Annotated in this window: 22 protein-coding genes and 1 pseudogene; 11 read left to right on the forward strand and 12 right to left on the reverse strand. The window is 54.4% G+C overall.

The window, feature by feature from the left end:
• Positions 1 to 11: 11 nt before the first annotated feature.
• From FHP24_RS03460 to aepX, 9 genes are all read right to left on the reverse strand, one after another.
• Positions 12 to 869 (reverse strand): ABC transporter permease, encoded by an 858-nt coding sequence (locus tag FHP24_RS03460; protein ID WP_246091586.1) that lies wholly within the window; start codon positions 867 to 869, stop codon positions 12 to 14.
• Positions 869 to 1,795 carry an ABC transporter permease gene (locus FHP24_RS03465; RefSeq protein WP_139672890.1) on the reverse strand — a complete coding sequence of 309 codons (927 nt, stop codon included), beginning with the start codon at positions 1,793 to 1,795 and terminating at the stop codon, positions 869 to 871. The genes FHP24_RS03460 and FHP24_RS03465 overlap by 1 nt, the downstream gene beginning before the upstream one ends.
• Positions 1,796 to 1,830: 35 nt before the next feature.
• Entirely contained in the window at positions 1,831 to 3,633 is a 1,803-nt protein-coding gene (locus tag FHP24_RS03470; protein WP_180355872.1) for a dipeptide ABC transporter ATP-binding protein, read from the reverse strand.
• Between the two features lie 116 nt (positions 3,634 to 3,749).
• Positions 3,750 to 5,348, reverse strand: a complete 1,599-nt coding sequence (locus FHP24_RS03475) for an ABC transporter substrate-binding protein (protein WP_139672896.1) — start codon at positions 5,346 to 5,348, stop codon at positions 3,750 to 3,752.
• A 315-nt stretch (positions 5,349 to 5,663) separates the two neighbouring features.
• On the reverse strand, positions 5,664 to 6,269 hold the full coding sequence (locus tag FHP24_RS03480) for a GNAT family N-acetyltransferase (RefSeq protein WP_139672899.1): 606 nt from the start codon (positions 6,267 to 6,269) through the stop codon (positions 5,664 to 5,666).
• Between the two features lie 846 nt (positions 6,270 to 7,115).
• Positions 7,116 to 7,724, reverse strand: a complete 609-nt coding sequence (locus tag FHP24_RS03485; protein WP_139672902.1) for a CDP-alcohol phosphatidyltransferase family protein — start codon at positions 7,722 to 7,724, stop codon at positions 7,116 to 7,118.
• Between the two features lie 23 nt (positions 7,725 to 7,747).
• The gene (locus FHP24_RS03490; RefSeq protein ID WP_139672905.1) at positions 7,748 to 8,527 is read right to left on the reverse strand and encodes a phosphocholine cytidylyltransferase family protein; all 780 of its coding nucleotides are present in this window, start codon (positions 8,525 to 8,527) and stop codon (positions 7,748 to 7,750) included.
• A gap of 17 nt (positions 8,528 to 8,544) precedes the next feature.
• Positions 8,545 to 9,762: an aminotransferase class I/II-fold pyridoxal phosphate-dependent enzyme gene (locus tag FHP24_RS03495; RefSeq protein WP_139672908.1), complete on the reverse strand. Its 1,218-nt coding sequence runs from the start codon at positions 9,760 to 9,762 to the stop codon at positions 8,545 to 8,547.
• Positions 9,763 to 9,813: 51 nt separating this feature from the next.
• Positions 9,814 to 10,737 carry a phosphoenolpyruvate mutase gene (aepX, locus tag FHP24_RS03500; RefSeq protein WP_139672911.1) on the reverse strand — a complete coding sequence of 308 codons (924 nt, stop codon included), beginning with the start codon at positions 10,735 to 10,737 and terminating at the stop codon, positions 9,814 to 9,816.
• Between the two features lie 265 nt (positions 10,738 to 11,002).
• Here aepX and FHP24_RS28625 point away from each other — a divergent pair, with 265 nt between their 5' ends.
• The 3 genes and pseudogenes from FHP24_RS28625 to FHP24_RS03510 form a co-directional block, all read left to right on the forward strand.
• Positions 11,003 to 11,179, forward strand: coding sequence for a hypothetical protein (locus tag FHP24_RS28625; protein ID WP_180355873.1), 177 nt, complete (start codon positions 11,003 to 11,005; stop codon positions 11,177 to 11,179).
• Between the two features lie 140 nt (positions 11,180 to 11,319).
• Positions 11,320 to 12,102, forward strand: a complete 783-nt coding sequence (locus tag FHP24_RS03505; protein ID WP_139672914.1) for a metallophosphoesterase family protein — start codon at positions 11,320 to 11,322, stop codon at positions 12,100 to 12,102.
• Between the two features lie 152 nt (positions 12,103 to 12,254).
• Positions 12,255 to 12,536, forward strand: a pseudogene (locus FHP24_RS03510) (transposase domain-containing protein); the annotation flags it as partial.
• On the opposite strand, the gene FHP24_RS03515 reads toward FHP24_RS03510, so the two are convergent.
• Positions 12,503 to 12,988 (reverse strand): SF0329 family protein, encoded by a 486-nt coding sequence (locus FHP24_RS03515; RefSeq protein ID WP_139672917.1) that lies wholly within the window; start codon positions 12,986 to 12,988, stop codon positions 12,503 to 12,505. The pseudogene FHP24_RS03510 and the gene FHP24_RS03515 sit on opposite strands and share 34 nt — an antisense overlap.
• Positions 12,989 to 13,230: 242 nt before the next feature.
• Here FHP24_RS03515 and FHP24_RS03520 point away from each other — a divergent pair, with 242 nt between their 5' ends.
• From FHP24_RS03520 to FHP24_RS03550, 7 genes are all read left to right on the forward strand, one after another.
• Positions 13,231 to 13,704 carry a helix-turn-helix domain-containing protein gene (locus FHP24_RS03520; RefSeq protein WP_246091587.1) on the forward strand — a complete coding sequence of 158 codons (474 nt, stop codon included), beginning with the start codon at positions 13,231 to 13,233 and terminating at the stop codon, positions 13,702 to 13,704.
• Between the two features lie 99 nt (positions 13,705 to 13,803).
• The gene (locus tag FHP24_RS03525; protein WP_139672923.1) at positions 13,804 to 15,636 is read left to right on the forward strand and encodes a hypothetical protein; all 1,833 of its coding nucleotides are present in this window, start codon (positions 13,804 to 13,806) and stop codon (positions 15,634 to 15,636) included.
• Between the two features lie 29 nt (positions 15,637 to 15,665).
• Positions 15,666 to 15,884, forward strand: a complete 219-nt coding sequence (locus tag FHP24_RS03530) for a hypothetical protein (RefSeq protein ID WP_139672926.1) — start codon at positions 15,666 to 15,668, stop codon at positions 15,882 to 15,884.
• A 17-nt stretch (positions 15,885 to 15,901) separates the two neighbouring features.
• Positions 15,902 to 17,098 (forward strand): YcaO-like family protein, encoded by a 1,197-nt coding sequence (locus FHP24_RS03535; RefSeq protein WP_139672929.1) that lies wholly within the window; start codon positions 15,902 to 15,904, stop codon positions 17,096 to 17,098.
• Positions 17,095 to 17,802, forward strand: coding sequence for a TfuA-like protein (locus FHP24_RS03540; RefSeq protein WP_139672932.1), 708 nt, complete (start codon positions 17,095 to 17,097; stop codon positions 17,800 to 17,802). The genes FHP24_RS03535 and FHP24_RS03540 overlap by 4 nt, the downstream gene beginning before the upstream one ends.
• A 100-nt stretch (positions 17,803 to 17,902) precedes the next feature.
• Positions 17,903 to 18,145, forward strand: coding sequence for a hypothetical protein (locus tag FHP24_RS03545; RefSeq protein WP_139672935.1), 243 nt, complete (start codon positions 17,903 to 17,905; stop codon positions 18,143 to 18,145).
• 243 nt (positions 18,146 to 18,388) lie between these two features.
• Positions 18,389 to 19,132, forward strand: coding sequence for a GntR family transcriptional regulator (locus FHP24_RS03550; protein WP_139672938.1), 744 nt, complete (start codon positions 18,389 to 18,391; stop codon positions 19,130 to 19,132).
• A gap of 65 nt (positions 19,133 to 19,197) precedes the next feature.
• Here the strand turns inward: FHP24_RS03550 and katG are convergent, their stop codons facing one another.
• Together katG and alr are read right to left on the reverse strand one after the other, a co-directional pair.
• On the reverse strand, positions 19,198 to 21,387 hold the full coding sequence (gene katG / locus FHP24_RS03555) for a catalase/peroxidase HPI (RefSeq protein WP_139672941.1): 2,190 nt from the start codon (positions 21,385 to 21,387) through the stop codon (positions 19,198 to 19,200).
• Between the two features lie 915 nt (positions 21,388 to 22,302).
• The gene (gene alr / locus FHP24_RS03560) at positions 22,303 to 23,397 is read right to left on the reverse strand and encodes an alanine racemase (RefSeq protein WP_180355874.1); all 1,095 of its coding nucleotides are present in this window, start codon (positions 23,395 to 23,397) and stop codon (positions 22,303 to 22,305) included.
• A 537-nt stretch (positions 23,398 to 23,934) separates the two neighbouring features.
• Here alr and FHP24_RS03565 point away from each other — a divergent pair.
• A complete protein-coding gene (locus FHP24_RS03565; protein WP_180355875.1) occupies positions 23,935 to 24,804 on the forward strand; it encodes an IclR family transcriptional regulator in 870 nt (289 codons plus the stop codon).

Below are 24,804 nucleotides of genomic sequence, written 5' to 3' on the forward strand. Positions count from 1 at the left end.
TTGAAACCGGATTACGCTTCACTGCGTCTTAAAAACTCGCTGAGGGCGGTTACAGCAAGAATTGAGATGAAGATTACGCCGCCAGGCGCCGCAGCCATCCACCAGGCGTCGGAAAGATATTCGCGACCAAAGTTCAACATGGCCCCCAAGCTCGCATTTGGCGGCTGAACGCCTAAACCAAGGAAGCTCAGTGTCGATTCCAGAAGAATTACCTCGGAAAAGTTGACGGCGAGATTGACCATTAAGACTGCCTGCGTATTCGGCAGAATGTGACGCAGATATATCCTTAATGGGTGTGCACCGTATAGCTGAGCTGCGTTGACATAGTCCCGCTCAGACACGGAGATTGCGATCGCCCTTGCAACCCGTGCGTACCGTTCCCATCCAAACAAACACAGCAATACTGCTATTGTGACGGTAGATGCTCCAAACGCGGCAATAATCGCAAGCGCGACGATGAAAAACGGCACTGCGGCTTGAAAATCGACGAGTGCGACAATCACCTCCTCCACGACACCTCGGAAGTAGGCGGCAAGGAAGCCAACCGTCGTCCCGATAGCGGCTCCAACGAGCGTGGCGATTATTGCGATGAGAAAGCTTGTTTGCCCAGCGTGGAGGAGCCGAGACAAGGTGTCCCGTCCAAGATTATCCGTGCCCAGGATATGCGACCAGTTTCCGCCAAATCCAATTGGTGGCTGTAATCTGGCAGCAAGGTCGATCGCGTTTGGCGCATAAGGAGCAACGATTGAGGATCCGATACTTGCGAGCATAACGGCCAACAACCACCCGCACGGTAACGAGACCACAAAAAATCTCATCGAGGGGACAGCGCAGCACAGGGTCTTGATCGATCGGAGCCTGGTCGCCATTAGCGTTCTCCTCCTGCTCTAATCCGTGGATCCAAATAGAAATATGCAAGGTCGACGCAGGTATTGATTGTGACCATCGAGACAGTCAGCAGCAAAATAAGAGCTTGGACGACAGGGAGATCCCGGTTCGCTACGGACGAGACCAACAGCTGGCCGATCCCGGGCCACGCGAAAATGGTTTCAATGACAACAGCGCCACTAACGAGGCCACCAAAGATTAGTCCAGCAATCGTGACCACAGGAATGGCAGCGTTAGGAAAGGCGTGTTGAACAAGAACGTCGAGGCGTGAGAGACCCCGCGATTCTGCCGCCAAGATGAATGGTTCCTGATGAATGTCGAGCAGCGCCGAGCGTGTAAAGCGCGCAAGGATCCCCGCGTATCCCGTGCCTATTGCCAATGCTGGTAAAAAAACATGGCCCAATGTCTCGCTGCCGGCACCCGGCGCGATTTGAAGCTTCATCACAAAAATCAGTGTCAGTAGGATGCCGAGACAAAAATTTGGCAGGCTAAAGCTGGCGGTCGCTAAGCTCAGGATAGTCCGGTCAATCCAACGGCGTTCAAAATGAGCTGCAAGCGCACCTGCAGGAATACCCACTGCAGCGCCAAATACAAAACTGGTGCCCATCAGCAGACCAGTTTTAGGAAGTCTTTCCAAAACGATCTCAGAAACTGCGCGACCATCTCGAAACGAAGTACCAAAGTCGACGAATGTCACCTTTTTGAGAAAGGTGAGGTATTGGAACCAAATCGATCGATCCAGTCCAACCAGTTGATTGAAGTGATGAAGCGCATCCAATGGCGCGTCTTCCCCAAGCGCGCTCAGCGCTGGATTTCCCGACAGCCGCAAAATGATGAATACGAAGGTGACCGCAATCCAGATGGTGAGGAAAGCACGGAAGAGTTTAACCATCACAAAGGGGGTCATTGCAACGAACCTTTGTTTCTCTTTAGGTTAGCGAGTTAAAGGGACATTAGACTCGCCGACGCAGCCGCTGAGGCTGCTTCGTTTGATCGAGCCAATTTGATTAGGTGTTTGGTATATTCGTGTTTTGGCGACACGAAGAGACGATCTGCGTGGTCGTATTCGACCATCGTCCCGGCTTTCATGACCGCGACGTTGTCCGCAATCGCTCGAACGGCCGCAAGATTGTGGCTAATGAATACGATGCCAACACCAGTCTCGTCGCGCAGTTGTAATAGAATATTAATAACGTTTGCCTGAACCGAGACATCCAGAGCCGAGGTCGGTTCGTCGCAAACGAGGAAGGCGGGGCGTAATGCGATAGCCCTTGCAATTGCCACCCGCTGCAACTGTCCTCCGCTCAGCTTAGAAGGTTTACAAACCATCTGTTCTTTGGTGATGCCGAGTTGAAGAAGCGCCTCTTGGGCTTTTGCTAAGCGTTCTGCTTTTGACAGCGCGCCTCTCGATATCAGTGGTTCGATCACATGCTCTAATGCGGTCAGCCGGGGATCCAGACTGCTAGACGGGTTCTGATAAATGAGCTGCGCATGTCGCCAAAGTGGCAGGCGCGGAAAGTTCGGTGCATTTTCGGGGCAACCGACAACGCTGATTGTTCCGGTTGACGGTTTCATTGCGCCGACGATCAGGCGTCCAAGAGTTGTTTTCCCAGATCCGCTCTCTCCGACAATCCCAAGTATACTGCCGGGCTTTATGGTCAAAGATAACTTGCATAGCGCATGTTTTTCGTCTGCTGGGGTCATCCAGGTGCGCGCCAGCTTGTATGTTTTCGTGACCTCAGACAGAACGAGAGTGGGTCCGCTCAAGCGTGATATCGATGAAGACGTTTTCGGTTGACCGAAATTTGTCGGCCCGAACGGTTCTTTCACCGGGTTATGGCATAAAACGACGCGAGAATTTTTGGTCTCGCTTGCTGGCGCCGAAATCTCGCAAAGGTCAGTCTTGACGTGACACCTGGAGAGAAAGCCGCAAAGGCTGCTTCTGTTTTCCGGTGCAGGCACCTCCCCGGGGATAGGTAGAAGCGAAGCGCGCCGCGTGATTGATGGTCGCGTGTGCATCAAGCGCGATGTGTAGGGGTGTTTGGGCGCGCGTAAAACAGACGCCACCGAGCCGAACTCGACCAACCTTCCGGCATAAAGGACTGCAATCTGATCGCACACCCTCGCCAGAACGTCGAGATCATGGCTTACTAGGACGACCGCCATCTGCCTCAGTCGTGCAAGTTTTTGAAGCAGGACCAGGATTTGCTCCTGCACAGAGACATCGAGGCCGGTTGTTGGCTCATCTGCAATAAGAATTTCAGGCTCGCCGACCAACGCGAGTGCTATCATCACTCGTTGGTTTTGCCCTCCTGAAAGCTGATGGGGGTAAGATGAGAGATAAGACTCAGGATTGGGCAGGCCGACCTCTCCCAACAGCTCAATGGCTTTCGCGACGGCCTCTCTCTTCGTAAAATCGTGATGTTTGCGCAACGTTCCGACAAGCTGCCGGCCGATTGACATGATTGGATCTAGCTTCTCGGTCGGCTGCTGAAAGATAAAACCGACATCGGAACCTCGCATTCTGCGCTGGAGGTCAAGCGACTGCGGATCGCGCCCCGCGACGTTGATCCCCTTGAAAGTTGCCGTGCCTTGGCTCCAAGCACGCGAACCATTCAATGCCACGAGGCTTTTGAACAGGAAGGATTTTCCGCTCCCGCTTTCCCCCGCTATCCCAACAATCGAGCCGGTCTCGATATCGAGATCGATGGGTCCCACAATCGGCCGATCGGCGCCATTAATCACGGTCCCTGCCGTGTAGGATCTCAATGATAAGAGTGGTGTCGGAGCGGTATGATCCCTGCCACTCCTTACTATCACGCGGCTTTGGGTGATACAGGTTGATGAGACTTGCATCATGTTCAATTCGTTCCGAAAGATAGCTTTGACGGACGGAAATCCATATCGAAAGACGGCGGAGCAGACCAATTTATCGATCGGGTTTTGCCGTAGAAGTTGGCGTTTTGATAGAGGATCACGCCGGGAGCCTCCTCATCCCACCAGTCCAGCACACGGCTGAATGCAGCCTTGCGCTCGCTCACATCGAACGACGTCTTGATGGTCGCCACATCGGCGAAAAATCCCGCAGTTTTGACGTTGGTTAATATTCCCCTTTTTTCTTCATTAGAGCCTGGGCCCCAGTTTCGTAAAATTCCGCCCAGTGGATCAGGGTATTGCATGCTGTTGGAATAGGCGCGCAGTGCGCCCCACATTTCGTCCGAGTTTTCCTTCACCTCAATTTTCAAATTTATCCCCGCATCGAGGCACATTGCCGCGGCAGCTTCGGCCGTGGAAATCTCATTGGGATAATAGTTGGCGCGAATTCGAAGGGGCAGCGGTTCGCCTTTGTAGCCTGCCTCGCGCGCAAGAATTGCGGCTCGCTCTGGGTCATAAGACGGTCCAGGGTGATCTTCGATGAAAAGATCCTTGAATGCGCCGTACTGATTTCCGTTTGGAACAACTGTTCGCCCGGACCAGAGTCCATCAACGATCTGCTTGCGGTCTATGCATAGATTGATGGCTTGGCGAATGCGTTTATCCTTATATAATTCATTCTTTGTATCAAAGACATAGAGGAGGATATTGTTGACAGGTCCTCCGGTGACTTCGAGTGCGCCATGACGTTCTACCTGTGCCAGCTGATCCGGAGGCAGGTTGGTTACGATATCGTAGTCTCCACTCACCAGCCCCGCGAGACGGCTCGCCACTTCTGGCACGACTTGCCATCTGATCTGCGCAACCGGTGGAGGCCCACCCCAATAGGCATTGTTTGCTCTCAAAATAATCGCATCGCCCGAGCGGAACTCCGCGACTGAATAAGGGCCAGTTCCGACTGGCGCGCGCGACCAGGCATCAAGGCTTTTCGATCGACGGAAAGCACTTCGACTAATGATCGAGCCTGTACTGTGGGCTAGCCTATATTCGAGGACGTGGTCAGGCTGATCCGTAGTCACTCGAACCTCGAAATCATTGGTTTTTGTGAAGGTCACTCCCTGCCAGTAGACCTTCATTGCGCCTGGCCATGTATCGGTCAAAATACGCGCAGGATCGAAGGTGAACACGACGTCGTCGGCGGTAAAATCTGAGCCGTCTTGGAACTTCACGCCCTGGCGCAGGTGGAGGACCAGAGTGTTCGGACTGACCCGCGTCCAGGACTCTGCAAGGCCCGGCTGCAACTGATAGTTTTGGGACGGGTCTGCGACGATCAGCGTGTCGAAAATATTGGCAATGATTGGATTGCCAACGTTGGAAACTTCCCGTTGCGGATCCAGCGTTCCCGGCTCACCGGTTACAGCTATCCGCAGAATACGGTCCGCTTGCGACGCCTGCACGTCTATTCCAGCAAAACCTACAATAGTAACGGTAGCCAACGCGACGCAAGCCAAGCTGCGAGGTGAGGCAGTGGGCCTTTGACGAGCGCCTCGCTCACCCACAAAATTACGAAAAAACCAACTCATCATGTGGAGACATCCTCACGTTGATTTACCGCCGAACTTTCACCATAGGTGGATGACGTACATGTGACAATTTGAGGCTTTATGAGGGTTTTCGAGGTTTTCACTCGGACCATGCCTGGAGCAGGCTTCAATCTTGTCGGCGTCAATCTCGCCTTGGGACGCCTCCCTGACGCGTCCAACGGGATCATAGTGCGTGAGGCAAACGCAGGAGACTTGAACACTTCCGGCGGAAATGAGTGCAAAGCTAATGAGCCGTTTTCATTGAGGAAACGCGATTGAGCGCACACATCGCAGCGCGACACGGTCGTCTAGATGTATCTAGGAAACTGACTGACGCAGCCGCTCCAAGAGCTTGCTTGCTACCTCCGGCCATTCTGCGGAGAGTATACTGCCAACCGCCAAGTCCACTGCTTGTTCGCCGCGCCCTTGCCAATTTTGTCTTAAAATCCCCTCGTGGACCATGCCTATGGTTTTCATAAAATTACGGTTTCTTGAATTCCCACAGTGGATGCGAACCTCGCACCGGTTGATCGAGAGATCTTCAAACAAGTATCGCAGGACGAGATAGGTAAGCTCACTATTGGCGCCAGTGCCCCAGAATTGAGGATTTAACCACGTTGTGCCCAGCCCAACACGGCAATGAGGGATGGAAATATTCTTGAACCCTGTCGAACCGATAGACTTGTTCGTTTTGTCTAAAATTACGGCGAATGCGACGAGGTTTCGCTGATGCTGAAGTTCAAGCGTGCTGGCAAACCATGAGTTAAATCCTTGGCTAGTCGAGCCATCGGCTGCCAGGTATTGCCATATGCGCTCATCCGCGGCAGCGCGTGCCAGATCTTCAAAATGATCTTCGCGCAATTGCTCTAGACGCAAAAAATGCCCCTTCAAAAGGGTTAAGCCACTCGCGAAGGGATTTAACATGGAAATCCTCGTGTGTTGCAACCGTCGAGGTGTCTGGCCAGCGGTCGCTTTGCGTTATCGTCCTGGAGCCGAGCAGCGATTAGAGGAACCAGTATGTCTGCAGGAACTTCCTCGCGCTGCAAGATGCTAACGACTTTTGAGCGGAAGATTTCGGACGAAAATTTTACGAGAAAACCGCCTGTGACTGGCGGGATGTCGAACTCGCTAGCATCACATGAACCGACACACGCCTCCAGGCCGTCCGCACGGGCCTTGCGAAGGAGGCGCCGGTGAGATGGATCATAATCTGCGAGGATTTCGACATCTCTGGGTGAAGACATCAATCGTGCAAGGATACGCTCAGAAACCGGAAAGCCTGCGGATATAAAAAGCACACCCGAAGTAGCGTCGTCGCATTGTGTATTGATAGCGTGCTCGTATCTCCGACGAGCGGTAATTTTCGTCTCTAGCAAATAGGTGAGTTCTATCCCCGAAAAACGGCGACCGCAGTAAGCTGCGATCAGCTCCCTGCTTTTGCTGACGATCACCGTAACTGATCTTAGATCGAGCTTCGCCAGCAAGTGCAGAAGGTTAAGGGTGTTGTCGATGACAGCGATTGGAATTCCGTCAGCGCTATCTGGACGACTAATCCACATCTCAGAAGCGACGAGATAGATTGTCGGCTTGCATGCGGTTAGCCCCTGTCTTTTATCCCTGTCCATTGCTATCGGCCCAAACAGCGGTGGATGACAGCCAAGACCGGTGACTGAAGCTGACCTGGTGGTTCAACGCGTTCATAACGAAGTCGCGGCATGTCCAATACAGACCAGCGTTCTTGACGCAAATGCATAATCGAACGACTGAACATCAGGCGCCTCCCCTTTGCATCAGGACCGCCGATGCAACGACAGCAAAAATAGTGATCCCCAAATACATGGCTCGGTTTGGAGACGGTACTCGGACTGAGGCAACATGGGCCGCGCTTAGCAGTGCGAACACGATGTTGGTTATCCAAAGGAACGCTTGGTCCGATAACAAAGGCTGAGCAAGAACCAGCACCGCCATAAATGGCATGTCATACGATAGCGGGACGCCATAAAACCGGCCATCATCCGATTTGCCGAAGTTTGCGAAATAGCTCAAACGCACGACACCAGCGAGGAGTAATGCTGAGGCGACGAAAAATGCAATGATAGAAGCGCCGTTGATTTGAATGAGAATGATTGCGGGTAAAACCGCGCCATAGATGACATCGCCAAAGCCATCGAGGCTTTTTCCCATTTTTGCCATGTTGGGCTTGCGATTATTCGTTCTACTCGCAACCACACCATCAAGATGGTCAGCGAGAACAGCCCATAGTCCGGCGCAAACGGCCAGTTCGATGTTGCCAGCCAATACAAGATAAAGAGCTAATGACGAACAAAGCAGACCCACTGCCGTGATGGCGTTGGCCGGGTCAACGAGATAGCGAAGCACAACACTTTCTCCCTTCCGTTGCTTCAGCAAGCAACCTCACGCGTGCGGGCGAAGATCGCCTCCGCTAGATTGAGATCTGCCTCATTGTCGATTTCACACCATTTCAGATCGTCACATCTGGCTGCTGCGATTTGCAAACCGCTCAGCCTGATGAGGTTTGAAAGCAATTCCTCGGTGTAGGACTTCACCGCTCCCGCATTGATCATTTCGCTCAGGTGGGGAACGATCAGGTGCCGAAGATCCCGGCCGCCAAGGCGCAACAGGTTCATCGTCTTAAACAGCGGAGGCGATCCGTCGGACAGGTTTTCCGCGGTTTGCTTCATGCGGACTTCAGCGATGTAACCGGTTTCAGTCAGGACGACCGCGGACCCCTCCATGGTCGAGGTAAACGGGGCGACGGCTGCGACATTGGGTGCCTCACCGCGATTGATGTAGCAAAGCACGTCCTTTTCGAAAAACACGTCCCCTTCGAGAAGATATGTGTCCCCACGCATAAGGGCTTCACGCGCGAGCCACAGGGAATAGGCACTGCCGGTTCGGTCGAAGACTTCGGATTCGATGTAATCAATATCGACGGAGCCGAAACGAGATCCGCAGGACAATTGGATGATCTCCTTGCGGTAGCCGACAACGATCGTTGCCTGTCGTACCCCCACTGCCTCCAAATTTCTCAAGGCGTTATGAAGGACTGGCGTGCCGTTGACTTCGATCATCGGCTTCGGCCGCAGGTCCGTGAGCGGGCGCAGGCGAGAGCCAATACCCGCGGCAAGGATCACCGCTTTATCGGGAGCAAATGCTGACATGGCGAAATCTCTCTGTTTCAGATCATCGGATCGCGTTGGGATGCCCAGTTCCAGGTGTTGAGGACATGGACGAGCCGTGTAAGCCCACGCTCGAGCATGTCTGGCGGAATGCCGTAGGAAAGCCTCAGGCCCACAGGATCGCCAAAGGCCGAACCTGGAACACCGGCGACGCCCGCTCTAACAAGCAGTGCTGCAGCTACGTCATCGACGGACACTGGTGGATCGTTCAGGGCATCCGGCGAGAGCAAGTCGGACAGATCGAGGTAGAAGTAAAAACCGCCCTGTGCTTGAGGCAAAGAGAGATGCTGAAGTCCACCGAGCACCGATAGTCCCAGTTGCCTTGCAGCGGCGACCTGCGCATGGAGCCGTGTTTCAAACGAACCGTCGCCTTCTCGAAGATGATGCAGCACGGCGTATTGCGCCACGACATTGGGATTGGAGGTGGTGTGTGACTGCAGGGCCTTCACGGCAGAGATGAGGTCCTGAGGTGCTGCAAGATATCCGATACGCCACCCGGTCAGGGCGAGGCTCTTCGAGAACGCATTGACAATAACTGTCCTGCCGCGAACTTCTGGAACGAGAGAGACGATCGGATGATGGCAACGATCGCCATGGATGAACGAACCGTAGCATTCGTCAAAGATGATCCAGAAATCGTGTTTTATCGCGAGCTGGGCAATGGCTTTGAGGGTTTGCGCGTCATAAACAGCGCCGGTTGGGTTATTGGGCGTATTGATGATGATGGCACGCGTGAGCGGCGTTATGGCCCGCTCGATATCTTCAATTTTCGGCACATAGCCGTTTGCCCGTGTGTCGACCAATACCGGTGTTCCGCCGGCAATGCGAACCTGGGCTGGAAATGTCGTCCAGTAAGGTGCGGGAATGATGACCTGGTCGCCCGGGTTGATGAGCGTCATAGCCACGTTAAAAAGCGCCTGCTTGGCACCACTGGTGACCGCTATTTCATCTATGCGCCAGAGCTGACCGGTCTCGACGGCAACCTTGCGCGCCAGCGCTTCGCGCAAATCGGGGGTGCCGAGCGTATCGGTATAGCGGTTGAGCCCTTGCCCGATTGCTTCGATTGCACCGCGTTGAATGGTCGGCGCAAGATCACTCCAGATTTCTCCGGCCGTCAGATCAACAATCTCCATCCCGGCATCTGCAGCAGCCTTTGCTGCCGCACGGGCGGCAGCTGTCCCCGATGATTTGAACAGATTTGTCCGTTGCGCAAACATGTGCGCCCTCCCCGATTGTCGTTTCGATGATGCGGGATCGTTAAAGCAACGCTATTTGCGCGGCCCTGGAAGATATCGCTCTTCAGCACGGGCCAGTTCGTCGTAACCGATCAGGCTAAAGAGCTCGTCGAGACCTGCGACCTGTTCCTCGATCGCGGCAATGCTTTCATCCGAATGGATACGGCTGCAGATATTGCGCATGCCGGCGATCGCCGCACGCATGTTGTGATTTGCCCAGATCACCGTCGATATTCCAGCGTTTCGATAATTCGATACCGGCGTGCGGAAGTATTTGGTCGGGACGATAATGACAGGCAGCCTGTTTGCCCAGGCCTGAGCAAAGGCGAGGATCTCGTCTGCGACGGCCTTGCGGGAATGGATCAGGATAGCGTCAGCGCCGGCCTCGGCATAAGCGTGGGCGCGGATCAAAGCTTCATCAAGGCTGTGACCGGCAATCAGTGCCTCAATGCGCGCGACAAGCACAAAGTCAGACGAGGCTGTATCCTTGACTGCCTTCAGGCGACCGGAAAATTCGTTGATATCCGCCAATGGATGCCGATCTCCGACAAACGAATTCATCTTCGGAAATCCCTTGTCTTCGATGACGACACCTGACGCTCCGCGCTGCTCCAGTTTCCTGGCAAGCAAACGGGCGTTGTTAAAATTGCCAAAGCCGCTGTCGCCATCCACAAGGACAGGGACGTCTGTCGCATCGACGATATGCTCGACGACATCAACAACCTGCGTCCAGCTTGCCTCATTGGCATCGCGATATCCAAGTGAAGACGAGATCGAAAGGCCGGAGGCCCACAGACCTTTGAAGCCTGCCTGTGTTGCTATGGCTGCGGACAGACCATCATGAGCCTCCATCAGGAACGCGAGGTCGTTGGACAGGATCAAGTCGCGCAGAGATGCTTTTGATGCAGCTCCTGGCGAGGATGAAATACTCTCGAAACGAGTAAAAGCCTGGTTCATGTCATGCCTCCTTCATCAACTTCCACGATAATATTGCGGTATAAAACGTCAAGCGAATTTCGGCAGAACACGCTCATAAATCATTGTTTTTGCGATATATTTATGATATATTACAGTTTCTCTCGACGAAAATAACGGCGAAGCATCTGAAAAGAATTGCAAATCCAATACAACCTTGAGTGATATTTTATTGACCCAATCTGCCAGCCTCGACGGCCGCAGTTGGCCGTCTCATGGATGCACAGCCGTGCAGGTCATTGGGAACATGGCGCTGACCCCCTACGAGTGGCAGCGTGGGGATCTAGAAGCAGGTTTGCTCTTGCTGAACGATCAGCGTGATTTCCAGGCGGCGTGGATGTTTTGGACATTTTTCCGTCAGGCCTGGACCGTACCGTGGTGGTTCAAAGGCGCACAGCAACCTGTCTTTGACACTGTTGACTGAAAAATCGCGCAACGCTTCTTTCACAACGAGTTTGGCTCGCGCGACAAAAGTGTTAATGGCCGTATGGTCTTAACCCTCCCTTAGTGAACCGCTTCCCATTGTCTCCCAATCAAAACAAAATGCCGAAATGGGCGAAATCAATGGTGAATTTACTGGGTTGGGTGAAGCGACATCAGGAGAGCGCCGTGTCAAACCCGCCCCGTCGCCGCATTGATCTTGGCAGTGAACAACCAAGCTATCCGATCTACGCCATTGGCGATGTGCACGGATGCCTCAATGAATTAGGCGAAGCGGAGTTGCGGATTGCACGGGATACACGCCGCACCGAGAGACCGGGGCTTGTCGTCTTGCTGGGTGACTATGTCGACCGCGGGCCAAGTTCTGCCCAGGTGATCGAACATTTGATCAAGCCGAGTACGATTGGCTTGCGGCGTTTGGCACTGTGCGGCAATCACGACGACGTCTTTGCAAAATTCGTCGCCGCGCCTGAACAATATATGGAATGGCTTGAATTGGGAGGGAGACAGACGCTCGCCTCCTACGGCCTTGACCCTCATAAGCTTGATTTCTCTCGCAAAGGTCGCGACGGCCTGAAGCAGGCGTTGGCCAAGGCAATTCCTGCACGACATCTTACATATCTGTCGAACCTTCCGATCTGTCTGAAAGTCGCAGATATGCTGTTTGTCCATGCGGGCCTGCGTCCAAAAATCCCTCTCGACAAACAGGTCGATGAAGATCTGATGTGGATCCGAGAGCCGTTCCTTTCGATGGGATGGGGTGGTCCAGGCATTGTCGTTCATGGCCATACGCCGCAACCGACGCCAGATGTCGGTATGGGCCGGATCGGGATCGATACAGGTGCGTTCTACAGCGGCAAGCTGACCGTCCTGAAAATCGACGGCAAAGACAAAGCTTTCATCTGACAAATTTCGAACGTTTTGATTTGGCTCGGCAACCGAGTGCCACCGGTTCAACCACGATTTCCCGTAGCGCCCCATCGTGATGTCGCAGGAGCTGCCCTGTGACGCGCCAAACGCCGCACCTATCCTCCTTGACGATCGACCTTTGCGTCGCTGAAGACGGCACCATTGAGATCGACAACAATGCGGCTGAAAGGCCGATCCGGCCGATTGCGCTCGGCCGCAAGAACTGGCTATTTGCCGGATCAGACAAGGGCGGCGAACGCGCCGCTGCAATCCTGTCGTTGATCGAAACCGCAAAGCTCAACGGCCTCGATCCAGAAGCCTATCTGCGGGAGGTCCTCACCCGCATTGCCGATCACCCCATCAACCGGATCGACGAACTCCTGCCATGGAACACCCTTCAACACGCTAACAAGGCTTGCACTGATGGCTGACGCAGTTGGAAGACGTAGCGCACGAATTCGTGTTCATTCGGATCATCGAGCTTGGTTAGTCGTCGTTTGCCACAACGAGCATCCAGAACGCCAAGCGCCCGGATCAACGGTATGGAATTCGCGAGCATTGCTTCAATGGATTGATTGAGGGATTCGAACATCGCCCTATGCAAATCAACATGATCTGCAACTCCACGATCTCGAAGCTCCCGCTCGATTTCTCGCTCATCTTCGCTGGATAGCTCACCGCCATGCTCGTCGCACAAAGCGACGCGCTCCTTCCAATATTGATAATATGTGCTTCCGTAGATTTTCTTACCGTCTAAGGTGACGAAAAATTCCCCTTCGTGATCGTGCGCGTAGCGATATCGCGTTGTTTGAACCTGCACCCTACCGATAACTTCGGGGGCAAAGCGAGCTTCGATAAGCTGCTTTAACTTTGTCCACTTCATCAGAAACGCTCCCGCCTCGAAATCAGCCCATTACTCACGGGGAGCCTTATACTATGCCTCCGCTCAAATTGCACAATGGCAGCCAAATGTCTGAAACAGCTTTCGACCGGACGCTTACGGATAAAGAGCCGAGCAGCAGGCAAATTTCATCAGGGTGAAAAGCGAAAAATTAAAAACTTATGGTTGAACACCGCAAGGCAATCGGGCATCATCGCCGAACTTCCAACGGGGATGGTTGAGACGTGTCAGGCGCCAATAAACCAAATGAAATCGACGTTCAGGTCGGCGCTCGGATGAAGCTGCGCCGCAAATTGCTGGGGCTTAGCCAGAGTGCGCTGGCTTCGGCGCTTGGTGTAACCTTCCAGCAAGTTCAAAAGTATGAAAAAGGGACCAATCGGATGGGCGCCAGCCGCCTGCTTGTGCTCGCCAACATCCTTCAGGTGACACCAGCCTTTCTGTTTGCGCAGGAAGAAGACGGCAGATCGATTGGGGCACCGCAAAACCTGATCGAAACCGACAAAATAACATCTTTTTTGGCGACCAGGGAGGGATTGGAGATCAATCGCGCATTTGTCTCCATTGCCAGCCCCAAAACCCGCCGCTCAATCGTGGCACTTGTTGTTGCATTATCGCACGAGAAATCCGCAGGCGATCAGCCCGACGATCTTCAAGATATAGAAGGTATTGCAACCGCGCCGAACGTGCAGTTTCTCTGACCGTCATGGTGGCTCATGTCGTTTTATCTACGAACTATGGGAGAGTTTTGCCTTACGGACGGGTCTGGAAAGCGTCTCGCCTTTCCTGAGAAAGGCCTTTTGATCCTCGCTTTTCTGTTCACTCAAACCGAGGGTGAATTCTCTCGCCGCCGGCTGGCTCTCCTTTTATGGGGAGATGCCTCTGCAGAAACAGCGTTAGTCAACCTTCGCCAGACGATCGCGCGTATTGCATCGCGACAGGCCGAGATGGGGCTTTCGCTCCTGGTTTCCGATAAAAGCACGATTTCTCTGGATCGCCGCAATATCAGCTGTGATTTTACCACCATTTGCGACAGGTCGCCTGGCCACGCTCCCTTCATCGACCTCAAATCCATCCTCGACATATATACAGGTGTCTTTCTTGAGACTGTCGAGATCAACAGTGTGCCGCTCCTGGCCTGGCGGGACAAGCATCGCGATATGAGCCTCGAGAGGCTGGCAGCGGCGATCAGATGCTGCGTTGAACTTGCCCAAACAGATGAAGAAAAAGGTATCATTAAAGATGCCTCAGCCCGCCTGTTTCAACATGCTCCTGGCAACTCGACAGCGCAATTGCTCAATATCGCCCAGGATGCGGGCAAGTCGCTTGAGGCCTGGCGAAGCTTGTTTGCGCTGACGCAGGCCGGAAGCGCCGATGTCGGAGTGCAGGCTGTTCGTGCAGCCAAGCATATTTTCGACGCGCAAGCCTTGTCAGGCGACGCCACGGACCAGCAGACAGCGATCGATCTAGCCCAAGGTCCACTCCCACGGCTGGCGCTTCTCCCGCCCTCTTCAACGGTTCTGCGCGGCACAGGTCCGATGATTGCCCAGGCGCTTATCGAGGATGTCACAGTTGCACTCGCCGCATCGCGCAGGCTCCAGGTCGTTGCGCCCTACACGGCTGCAAAGATCGGCCTCTCACGCGACAAAGCAGTGTTATTTGAGAAACATCGCATTTCTTACGTGATGGACACACGGCTGACGTTTGATGGCGACACGTCTTTTTTGTTTGTGCAGCTGGTTCACTTCGCCAATGACGAGGTCATTTGGGCAGAGCGCGTCCCACTACAGAGTGAGGCCCTGGCGCTGCAACGGGGAGATCTGGCGGCACGGCTGTCGGTCACGGTCTGCGATCAGATCGGCAGGGCGGAGAAGACAAGAGAATATTTCGAGAGATCACCTCAAGCCTATTATCACTATCTCCTCGGGCAACGATATCTCAGTCACCTGACTTTGCCCGATTTGCGCCGGGCACGGCGAGAGTTTCGATTGGCACTTGCACAGGCGAGTGATTTTGCACCGGCCCTCAGCGGAATTGCCCGCACCTACACAAAGGAATGGCTTTTGACCGCGCGTGGCGATCGGGAGCTATTGAAATTTGCCGAAGACAACGCTCGCAATGCGATCATACTCGGTCAGGACTTGCCGTCCGGATACCGGGAGCTTGGTGTGACGAAATTGTTGCGCGGAGCGATTGATGAAAGCGTCGAGGCGCTTGGCCTGGCAGAGGCGATGAGCCCTCATTATGCCGACGTGATTGCCGATTTCGCCGACACTTTGGTGCATGCTTCCAGTCCGGAACTGGCACTGGAAAAGATCCAGTTCGCAATCGAACTCAATCCGATCAGCCCGGATTCCTATCTTTGGACCGCGGCTGGCGCCTCTTATTGCATGAAGCAATACGAAGATGCTCTTGGTTACATCAATGCGATGCATGACAACGACCTTGCGACCCGACTTGCCGCGGCATCCTGGGCGATGCTCGGTGACGGCAAGAAGGCAAAAAAGCTCGTTGCCAAAGCCCATGAAACTCATCCGGATTTCGATCTAGAACGGTGGCTCGCAGTCGTTCCCATGCGGGAACACTGGCAAAAAGAGCACTATCGGGAAGGACTGAAGAAAGCAGGCTTCTAAAACTCTTAACGCCAGCAAAGGAGAAACCGATGGCGCAAGTAGTGGTGATAGGAATGCAGGGTGACGACAATCTCTGGATCGCTGATTTCGAGCAAGGGACCTTGTCCCCGATGACCGCGGCAACGGCCAGTGCGTTCAAGGACATCAACGCGCAAAGGGCGTCGGGATCTGGCATGATCCGCGGCATCGATTTTGCCGTGCCTATGTCGGCGACTGCATCCGTTTCGGCTGGTCATCTCGACGGCTGAAGACTTTAGGATGTCACATGATGACCATCAGCGTGCCAGCGTCGTATCACGACCGCAGTCTGGCACCCATCGAAACGTGGGAGCGGATAGAACCGCTCCTGCCCTCTCTGGGAATTACCAGACTGTCGCGCCTAACCGGTCTCGATCGCATCGGGATCCCGGTCTGGAACGCGGTCACCCCAAATGCCAAGTCGATTGTGATCAGCCAGGGCAAAGGCATCGAGGACATAGATGCCAAGATCTCTGCGGCAATGGAGGCGATCGAAAGGGCTGTTGCGGGGTCTCCCCACATCCCGGTGCTTACTTCCACGCGTGCAGCACTTTTGCGTCACGGCGGGGTTTGCCATTGCCTCAACGAACTCGTCGCGCCTGGAGCACGCGATGTTTCGGACGAGGAGGTTATCGACTGGGTCAAGGCGGATGATTTGCTGAAGGGCCAGCCCTGCCACCTCCCCTTTTTGGCCTTGCTGCTTGACCGTACGCAAGACAGTCCGCGTTTCTGGCAAAGCTCGGACGGACTGGCTTCGGGCAACACCCGCGACGAGGCGATCCTGCACGGCCTTCTGGAGCGGATTGAACGAGATGCCTACACGCTTTGGCAAATGACGCCGCTCAACAAACGGGTTGCGATCACGCCGACAAGTCTTGGAGATCGTGTGATAGACAGCCTGTTGAACAAGATCACAGGCGCCGGTTTTGTTCTTCGCCTGTTCGATATGACGACCGATCTCGGCATCCCCTGTTTCACAGCGCTGCTTGCGCCTGAAAACTTCCGCACGCGAAAAGACCTGAGGTTTTCGCAGGTCAACATGGGCAGTGGCGCTCATCCAAACGCGGTGCGCGCCGCGATCAGAGCGATTACCGAGGCTGCACAATCGCGAATGACATTTGTCAGCGGCGCACGTGACGACATTCCCGACGCGGCTTTCACACGGCCCTGTCCAATGGAGACACGCGCCTGCCTCGATCTTGCAGCGAGAGATCATGACAGAATTGCCGAATACACAACCGGTTCGGTGAGCACCCTTTTAGAATGGGTATTGAAGAAACTGCGAGCGGCCAAAATTTCGATCGTGGCCGTGGCAGACTTGGGCGACGCCGCCCTGCCCTTTTCTGTCGTGAAGGTGATTGTGCCGGAGCTCGAAAATCCGGAAGGAAGTCGCAAACGTCGCTTTGGACAAAGGGCGCTCGTGCAAGCGATGGCACTCGCGTGAAGGTCTTATTTGCTGGCCCCAGCCTGCCGGATGCGCGGGACTACCTGTTGGAAGACATCCAGCTGCGGCCACCAGCAGCAAAAGGCGATGTCTATCGGGCAATCGTCGACGGTGCGACTGTCATTGGACTGATCGACGGCTATTTCGAGCAGACCGCCGCGGTCTGGCACAAGGAAATCCTTTTTGCGCTGTCGCGCGGTGTGACCGTTATGGGTGCCGCCAGCATGGGCGCCTTGCGTGCCGTTGAATGCGCCAGATACGGAATGATCGGAATAGGCAAGATCTTCGAGCGGTTTCGCCTTGAACACTCGATGGATGATGCGGATGTAGCGCAAGTTCATGGGCCGCCCGAGACCGGATACATCGCCCTGTCCGAACCGCTCGTGAACATTGTCTTTACGCTTCATGCCTGGCTAGAGCAAAACCTGGTGTCAGCGGAGGACGCTGATGAACTGCGCCGGGCCGCGCAAGCGTGCTATTTCAAAGACAGAACGTGGCGGCGTGTGATCCTGGCTACAAGGCTTTTTGAAAGTAGGCAGGGATATTTGCTTGCGTTGGCTCGGGATGCAAAGGTCAACCAGAAGCGGCTGGATGCATTGGAGTTGATCCACGTCCTCCTCAAGACCAATCCTTCTCCATGCTCAAGGGTCGAATGGACGTTTCAGTCGACTGCTCAATGGAAGATGGCGACATCAAAAGGTTGATTGAACTGATTGCCCGGCAGCGAAAAGATGCGTCACGGCAGTGTCACGCTGGAACGTGATGAAGCATGGTAAAATGGCGCCTTGCAACAGGGGGAGTGCAATGCGGCGACCACTTAAAAATTCAACCGAGCCGAAGGCTGACACGAGTATGGAGGAGCTCACGTCACTTGCGCGCCTCGTCCTATTTGCGGGCCAGACAGCAAGAGATCTTGGCGTCGACTTTCCTGCTTACCTTCTCGACCTTGCCCATGGCGCCGTGGTTCAAGAAATTCAGGACAAGTTTGGCCCCATCCCTCCCAGTTGGTGGGAGGAAAACACGCTCAATGGGAAATCGATCAACTAACGTCACACTCTCGCGGCGGGCGTGGATGTCCTTATCGGACAGGACCATGGGATGTCGTTTTCGTGTGGGGGCACACTGACAGGTTTATCATCCGTCAGTTCGCGTCACCTGCGAGGGTTAAGGTGTGATCACATCGCACTCATCAGCCCGACAAAAAACAGATAGATAGTCACTTTTTTAGTTTCTCTGCTCGAATTAGTTGCATTTTTGTCTTGTTATCGGTTTAAGCAATTACAGATTGCATTGCCGAACGAGCGCCACAACTTGTCCAGCCTGCGGAGACGTTGCCCTATGTTGCTAATTTCAGACAAGACGCAGAATGCCTATATGCGTATCAAACAGGCGCTGCTCCGGCATGAGACGGCGCCAAATACGTTCATCAATATCCGCACTGTCGCGACCCGTATGCGGGTTAGCCCAACCCCGGTCCGCGAAGCGCTCATCCGCTTAGCGGATGAGGACGTCATCCAGTTTGCCGCTGGCCGGGGATATTACTCGAAACCTATCAAGGCTGACGAGGTGAAGGCCGAATACGAGATGGCATTTATGATCGCCAAATACTCGATCGAGAAAAACAAGATCGAATTCGATCGTATTCCGCCTGTCCTAGTCCCTGAGATCCGCGGTCAATCTGATCTATCGGATAAAGAGAACGAGGCGGATGGCGTCGCAAATTACCTTGAAACACTTTATGAGCGCTTGGCGATGATTTCAGGCAATCCGAAATTGGTGAAAGTGACGCATCAGTTCGGCGAGCGTACCCATCATATCCGACGGTTCGGACTGATGGTGGAACCTGAATTCATAGAGTTCTATTCGCATATGTCGGGACTGGAAAAACTCCTCCTGGAAGGCGATCAGGCTTCCGCTCTTAAAAGCCTCGTCCAGCAACATCATGCCAAGAGCGATATTCTCCAGCATGTGCTGGAAAAATTCGAGTTTCGCGCCGAAACCAGCAAAGCGGTTCTCGAAGATCTGCTCGGCTGAGACGCAATGCCAAGCTTAACGGCTGATCACCCGGGCGATTTTTCGCCCCGGCGATCAGATCGCAGTTATGCCAGATCAAAACGATCCGCGTTCATCACCTTGACCCAGGCGGTGACAAAATCCCTGACGAATTTTTCCTTCGCGTCCGTCTGGGCATAAACCTCGGCAATTGCGCGAAGCTGGGAATGCGAGCCGAAAATCAGATCGACACGTGTCCCAGACCACTTAAGTTGGCCGGACGTCCGGTCACGTCCCTCATAGATGCCCTGCTCGCCCGCCTTTGGCGCCCAGACCGTTCCCATATCAAGGAGAGCGACGAAGAAGTCATTGCTCAGCGTCTCAGGATTTTCGGTGAAGACACCGTGCTCGGGTGCACCGGCCTTCAGCACGCGCAGCCCACCGAGAAGCACCGTCATTTCCGGAGCTGTCAGGGTGAGAAGCTGTGCGCGATCGACGAGAGCTTCTTCCTCCTTCAGGAATTGCACACGCTTGTTGTTGACGTAATTGCGGAACGCGTCAGCCCGCGGCTCAAGTGCCGCAAAGGAGGCGGTATCCGTCTGTTCTTGAGAAGCATCGGTGCGACCCGGTGTGACCGGTACGACAATGTTATGACCTGCGGCTTTCGCCGCCTTTTCGACGCCGACAGCACCGGCAAGCACGATCAGGTCTGCCAGTGAAACCCTCTTGCCGCCGCTATTGGCTGCATTGAAGCCCTGCTGAATGCCCTCGAGCACGCTCAGCACCCTGCCGAGCTGTTCCGGCTGGTTGGCTTCCCAGTTCTTTTGCGGCTCCAGACGGATGCGCGCGCCATTGGCACCGCCGCGCTTATCGGAGCCGCGGAAGCTCGAGGCGGACGCCCAGGCGGTCGACACCAGTTCCTGAACGGACAGACCAGTCGCCAGAACCTTTTCCTTGAGCGAGGCGATGTCCGCGTCATCGATCAACGGGTGATCGATTGCCGGAACGACGTCCTGCCAGATCAGGTCTTCTGCCGGCACTTCCGGGCCGAGGTAACGAACCTTCGGCCCCATGTCGCGATGGGTCAACTTGAACCAGGCACGCGCAAAAGCGTCTGCGAACTCGGCTGGATTTTCGAGGAACCTGCGGGAGATGGTTTCGTAGATTGGGTCGAAACGCAATGCGAGGTCTGATGTTAGCATGGTTGGACGATGCTTCCTTGAGCCGTCGAACGCATCCGGCACGGAGGCCTCCGCATCCTTTGCGACCCACTGATGCGCGCCGGCCGGGCTCTTGGTCAGCTCCCATTCGAAACCGAAGAGGTTTTCGAAGAAGTAATTGCTCCACTGGGTCGGCGTCTGTGACCAGGTGACTTCCAGGCCGCTCCCGATTGCATCGCGCCCAACGCCGCTGTTGAACTTGCTAGACCAACCAAGGCCCTGCGCTTCCAGCTCGCCACCTTCCGGATCGATACCGACAAACGATGGGTCACCGGCTCCGTGGGTCTTGCCAAAGGTGTGACCGCCAGCAATCAGAGCGACGGTTTCCTCATCATTCATCGCCATGCGAGCGAACGTATCACGGATGTCGCGGGCCGATGCGAGTGGATCAGGATTGCCGTTGGGGCCTTCCGGGTTGACATAGATGAGACCCATCTGCACGGCGCCGAGCGGTTCGGACAGCTCGCGCTCACCGCTATAGCGCTCATCGCCAAGCCAGGTGCCTTCCGGTCCCCAGTAAAGCTCTTCTGGTTCCCACACGTCGGCGCGACCGCCGGCAAAGCCAAAGGTCTTAAATCCCATCGATTCAAGCGCGACATTTCCGGTAAGGATCATGAGATCGGCCCAAGAGATCTTGTTGCCGTATTTCTGTTTGATCGGCCACAAAAGGCGGCGAGCCTTGTCGAGATTAACGTTATCTGGCCAGCTATTCAGCGGTGCAAAACGCTGCTGCCCCATACCGGCGCCACCACGACCGTCCGTGATCCGGTAGGTTCCGGCGCTATGCCAGGCCATGCGGATAAAGAGGCCGCCATAGTGACCAAAGTCGGCAGGCCACCAATCCTGGCTGTCGGTCATGAGTGCATGAAGGTCCTGCTTCAGGGCATCAAGATCTAGTTTCTTGAACTCGTCGGCATAGTCGAATGCCTTTCCCATCGGATCGGAAAGGGAAGAGTGAGTGTGGAGAATTTGCACATTGAGGTGGCTCGGCCACCAGTCGCGATTTGACCGTCCGCGCGGGGTGCTCCCGTGGGCGACAGGACACTTACCCGAGTTCTCGCTTGATTTCGCATCCATGACGTTCTCCTTCCGCTCGTTATTGTGGACAGAGCTCAGTCGGCAAAACACGCCGACCGACATATCCGAAATTGAATGTGGAGCCTAAGCTGGTGCAGCTACTCGCACAGGCAACTCAAATATCGGGGATTTGCGATAGTTTTAAGTTCGATTTACAAATGATTTTGATATGATTTTCTTATCGCCAGCTTCGATCCTGCCGGTCCGCTAGGCCATTCCTCGCACGATACCAGAACCAACCCAGTTTGGGATGTTCTGGAAATACAGCGGTTTTATAACGATCACCTTGAGATGATTAAACTTTTAGCGGTGGGTCTAAGTCTCGCCTAACAGGTACATGATATTATCCTAATAAATTGAGGAGATATCAATGGCACTGCTACAAGTTGAGCGATCGCCGCGACAGCAAGTCCCGCGCCGAATATTGGTCACCATGATTTCGTCAGTCGCTGTGGTGGTTTACTTGGTCGTGCTGATGCTTCTCGTCGGGCTGCTCTTTCCCCTATCGCTTTTGCTACCGTCGCCGGATGAAGACCAGGATGACCGATACCTGGATTGGTGATTTTTGCAGCAAAATCTGCCTGCGATTATGTTTTCAGGCGAAGATATTAGCGGAACGGGCTGGTCCTAGCGCGACAAGGGATCAACTTTTCCGGGGAAGCCGGCGGCAAATAACCTTCTATAGAATGATATGATCCAGGTATCGACGGCCATTGCCCGAAAGAAAAAGCCACCAGAACTCCAGCAGATGCTTGCCAGCAACACGAAAATTATCCCGCGATCATGGGCCGATGCTTTGAGCCACATAATGTTGTCCTGTTGGTGAAGGCATAAGTGTCACAAACCGGGGAGATGACGCATTTTAATTGGACACCCGGACCAGCGTATTGGAGCAAGCCTCAGTCGTTGGGATTATTATCCGGTCGAGCGCAGAGCCGTTGCTATATGATTGCGCGGGCAACCTGCCCCTAATCGGGTGAGGATCTCCTGGCCATTGGCGCCTGCGGCCGAGGCAAGTTCGTCAACGCCAAACTCGTCAAAAAGAAACTCGACGATCCTCCCCCGGCCTTTTGCCGCGTCGGGAACATCAGTCAGATCAATTGTGGTGTATTCCATTGCGATGCGGCCCACCACGGGAACAATGAACGATCCCAGCCTCACGCTGATCCTGTTGGCACAGGCCCAGGGAAGTCCATGTTTGTAACCAATTGGCAAAACGCCGAGCGTGCTCGAGCGACGCGTCCGAAACGTCCCACCGTAGCCTACGGATTGTTGGACCGGGACGTGGTGGACATCGATCACTGGCGCCTTCAGTTTGACCACCGGCGTTAACGGATTTGGATAAATCCGTGCATTGTTCAGGCCGTAAAGGGCTGACCCAATCCGCGCGATGTCCATATGATACGATGGATCAAGCCAAAGACCTGCAGACGCAGTCAAGCTGAGGGGGACACGGGGGAACGCGCGGGAGGCTGTCAGAAGCTTCTCGCGCTGCAGGGCATTTGTGCCATCTTGAGGGTTATCGCTGCATGCCAGATGAGTGAACAGGCAGACTGGCCAAGCGTGCCGAAAGCCTCCATCGCGTTCAATCGAAGTCACGCTTTCGACGTCCAAGCCGAATCGTGAAAAACCCGTCTCGATGTTGAGGTAGTAAGGCATCGAGCCCGCCGCGCTTGCAATGCTTTTGAGATCGTCTCTGTCGTTGACGACTGCCACGAGTTTCTGGCGCTGGAACTCCCCGCTTGCCCTTTTAATATCCGCGTCAAACACCACAATCGACGCGAGTATTCCAGACTGTCTCAGCTTCAGCGCCTCATCCAGGCTCGCAACAAAAAACAGCTCGCATCCGGACTTGTACAAGGCATGGGCGACTGACGTCAGACCAAGACCATAGGCGTCGCTTTTCACCACAGCGCCGGTACGCACGCCGGCTCCCGCCATATTTTTCACGAAGTTAAAATTGTCGACCAGGTGGTCCAGATACACTTCCAATACCGGTCCATGGGACATGATAGGCTTCCCCTTGCCATTCCAGCACACCCAATTCGAATTCATCGATCACGACGAAATTTCAAAGTGATGTCCATCCCGACCCCGACGTTGCGCCTGACGTGATCAGAGGTCAACAAATATCGGAAATATATGTTTGATATCATAATGTTACTCTATTTTCGAAATGAACGCAAAATTGCTGAGAACTCCGCCTCCAGGTTTTCGGGTTGATGGCACGGGCGAGCATTTGCATGGCCAAGTGGCGTTTGAAATTTGACCAAAGTGCCAGAGGGCGACGGATCACAGCGAACTATCCGTTTCTCTGGATTTTCAAGGGCCGCGCTGAGCGCAGGCTTGATACGGCACGGACCTCACGGCTCAGTCTGCAGCGCTATCGTCGCTTCGACGTTCGGCCAGCATTCTCGATCAGACAGGCGGCGCACCATAAATGACTTAATGTCATATTGCGATCGGCGATTTGCGACTATAAGGTGCATCGAGAGGACTTCACGTCAGTTTATTATCACCAAAGTTGCACCAGAAGAGTGTCATGGAATGAATAGTATTCCGCGGGAGGTAGCCGGCGCCCAGCTTTTGGATAGAGCGGTCGCTATTTTGCAAGCCGTGCGGGATGCCGGCCCAGACGGTGCCTCGCTCGCCACCCTGATCGAGGCACTCGAGCTGAAACAATCAACAGCGCATCGAATTCTTTCGTCCCTGGAAGCACATGGGCTTGTTGACCGCGATAGCAGGAACAAGCGTTACAGGATCGGGGCGACGATCGTCGCCCTTGCTGCAGACGCTGTTGACGTCACCGATTTACAAGAAGCCTCGCGCCCCGCTTTGGCGCGTCTGTCGGCAGTTACAGGTGAAACCTCGTTTATCGCGATCGCTCTCGGCCTCAACGCCGTTTGCGTCGAGCGCCAGACCGGAAAAGAAAGTGTATTACCGCAATGGCCCCTGCGTGGCGGCATTCGACCACTGGGAATGGACGCGACAGGCCAAGCATTGCTCGCCTTTCTGCCGACTGAGCAGGCTGAAGCCGCACTCAAAGCCAATTCGCATCTTTTTGGTATCGCCGGTTTCCCAGGGGAAGACGTTATCCGCCGGCAAATGGCTGATGGGCAAAAGGATTTATTCGTTCTTGATCGCATTGCTACGGCCGAGGGCGAAACTGAAATTGCGACACCAATCCTTAACCGAAAGGGGTTCGCGGTCGGTGCACTCGCTATTGTCGTCCCAAGTGAGCGCCTCACCAAGGATGGTCTCGAGATCATTACATCGGTGATGATCGATGAAGCGAGGCAAATTACCGACCGATTGAACCGGTTTCGCCGGCTCAATGCCGTACACAATCAGCCAAAGCGAGATTTTCTGGCGACCTGTCCCGATAGCCCATCGCATTCTTCAATCGATGGCGATTGA

Origin of the sequence: Aliirhizobium smilacinae (genome assembly GCF_006335145.1) — a bacterium.
In the GTDB taxonomy this organism is placed as follows: domain Bacteria; phylum Pseudomonadota; class Alphaproteobacteria; order Rhizobiales; family Rhizobiaceae; genus Neorhizobium; species Neorhizobium smilacinae.

Excerpts from the sequence above, each read along its gene's own strand:
- FHP24_RS03460 (WP_246091586.1), bottom strand. The coding sequence starts at position 869 with ATGGCGACCAGGCTCCGATCGATCAAGACCCTGTGCTGCGCTGTCCCC.
- aepX (WP_139672911.1), bottom strand. The coding sequence starts at position 10,737 with ATGAACCAGGCTTTTACTCGTTTCGAGAGTATTTCATCCTCGCCAGGA.
- FHP24_RS03565 (WP_180355875.1), top strand. The coding sequence starts at position 23,935 with ATGAATAGTATTCCGCGGGAGGTAGCCGGCGCCCAGCTTTTGGATAGA.
- FHP24_RS03515 (WP_139672917.1), bottom strand. The coding sequence starts at position 12,988 with ATGAAGTGGACAAAGTTAAAGCAGCTTATCGAAGCTCGCTTTGCCCCC.
- FHP24_RS28625 (WP_180355873.1), top strand. The coding sequence starts at position 11,003 with ATGGCGCTGACCCCCTACGAGTGGCAGCGTGGGGATCTAGAAGCAGGT.
- katG (WP_139672941.1), bottom strand. The coding sequence starts at position 21,387 with ATGGATGCGAAATCAAGCGAGAACTCGGGTAAGTGTCCTGTCGCCCAC.
- FHP24_RS03545 (WP_139672935.1), top strand. The coding sequence starts at position 17,903 with ATGCGGCGACCACTTAAAAATTCAACCGAGCCGAAGGCTGACACGAGT.
- FHP24_RS03505 (WP_139672914.1), top strand. The coding sequence starts at position 11,320 with ATGGTGAATTTACTGGGTTGGGTGAAGCGACATCAGGAGAGCGCCGTG.
- FHP24_RS03535 (WP_139672929.1), top strand. The coding sequence starts at position 15,902 with ATGATGACCATCAGCGTGCCAGCGTCGTATCACGACCGCAGTCTGGCA.
- FHP24_RS03475 (WP_139672896.1), bottom strand. The coding sequence starts at position 5,348 with ATGATGAGTTGGTTTTTTCGTAATTTTGTGGGTGAGCGAGGCGCTCGT.
- FHP24_RS03490 (WP_139672905.1), bottom strand. The coding sequence starts at position 8,527 with ATGTCAGCATTTGCTCCCGATAAAGCGGTGATCCTTGCCGCGGGTATT.
- FHP24_RS03480 (WP_139672899.1), bottom strand. The coding sequence starts at position 6,269 with ATGTTAAATCCCTTCGCGAGTGGCTTAACCCTTTTGAAGGGGCATTTT.
- FHP24_RS03495 (WP_139672908.1), bottom strand. The coding sequence starts at position 9,762 with ATGTTTGCGCAACGGACAAATCTGTTCAAATCATCGGGGACAGCTGCC.
- FHP24_RS03530 (WP_139672926.1), top strand. The coding sequence starts at position 15,666 with ATGGCGCAAGTAGTGGTGATAGGAATGCAGGGTGACGACAATCTCTGG.
- alr (WP_180355874.1), bottom strand. The coding sequence starts at position 23,397 with ATGTCCCATGGACCGGTATTGGAAGTGTATCTGGACCACCTGGTCGAC.
- FHP24_RS03465 (WP_139672890.1), bottom strand. The coding sequence starts at position 1,795 with ATGACCCCCTTTGTGATGGTTAAACTCTTCCGTGCTTTCCTCACCATC.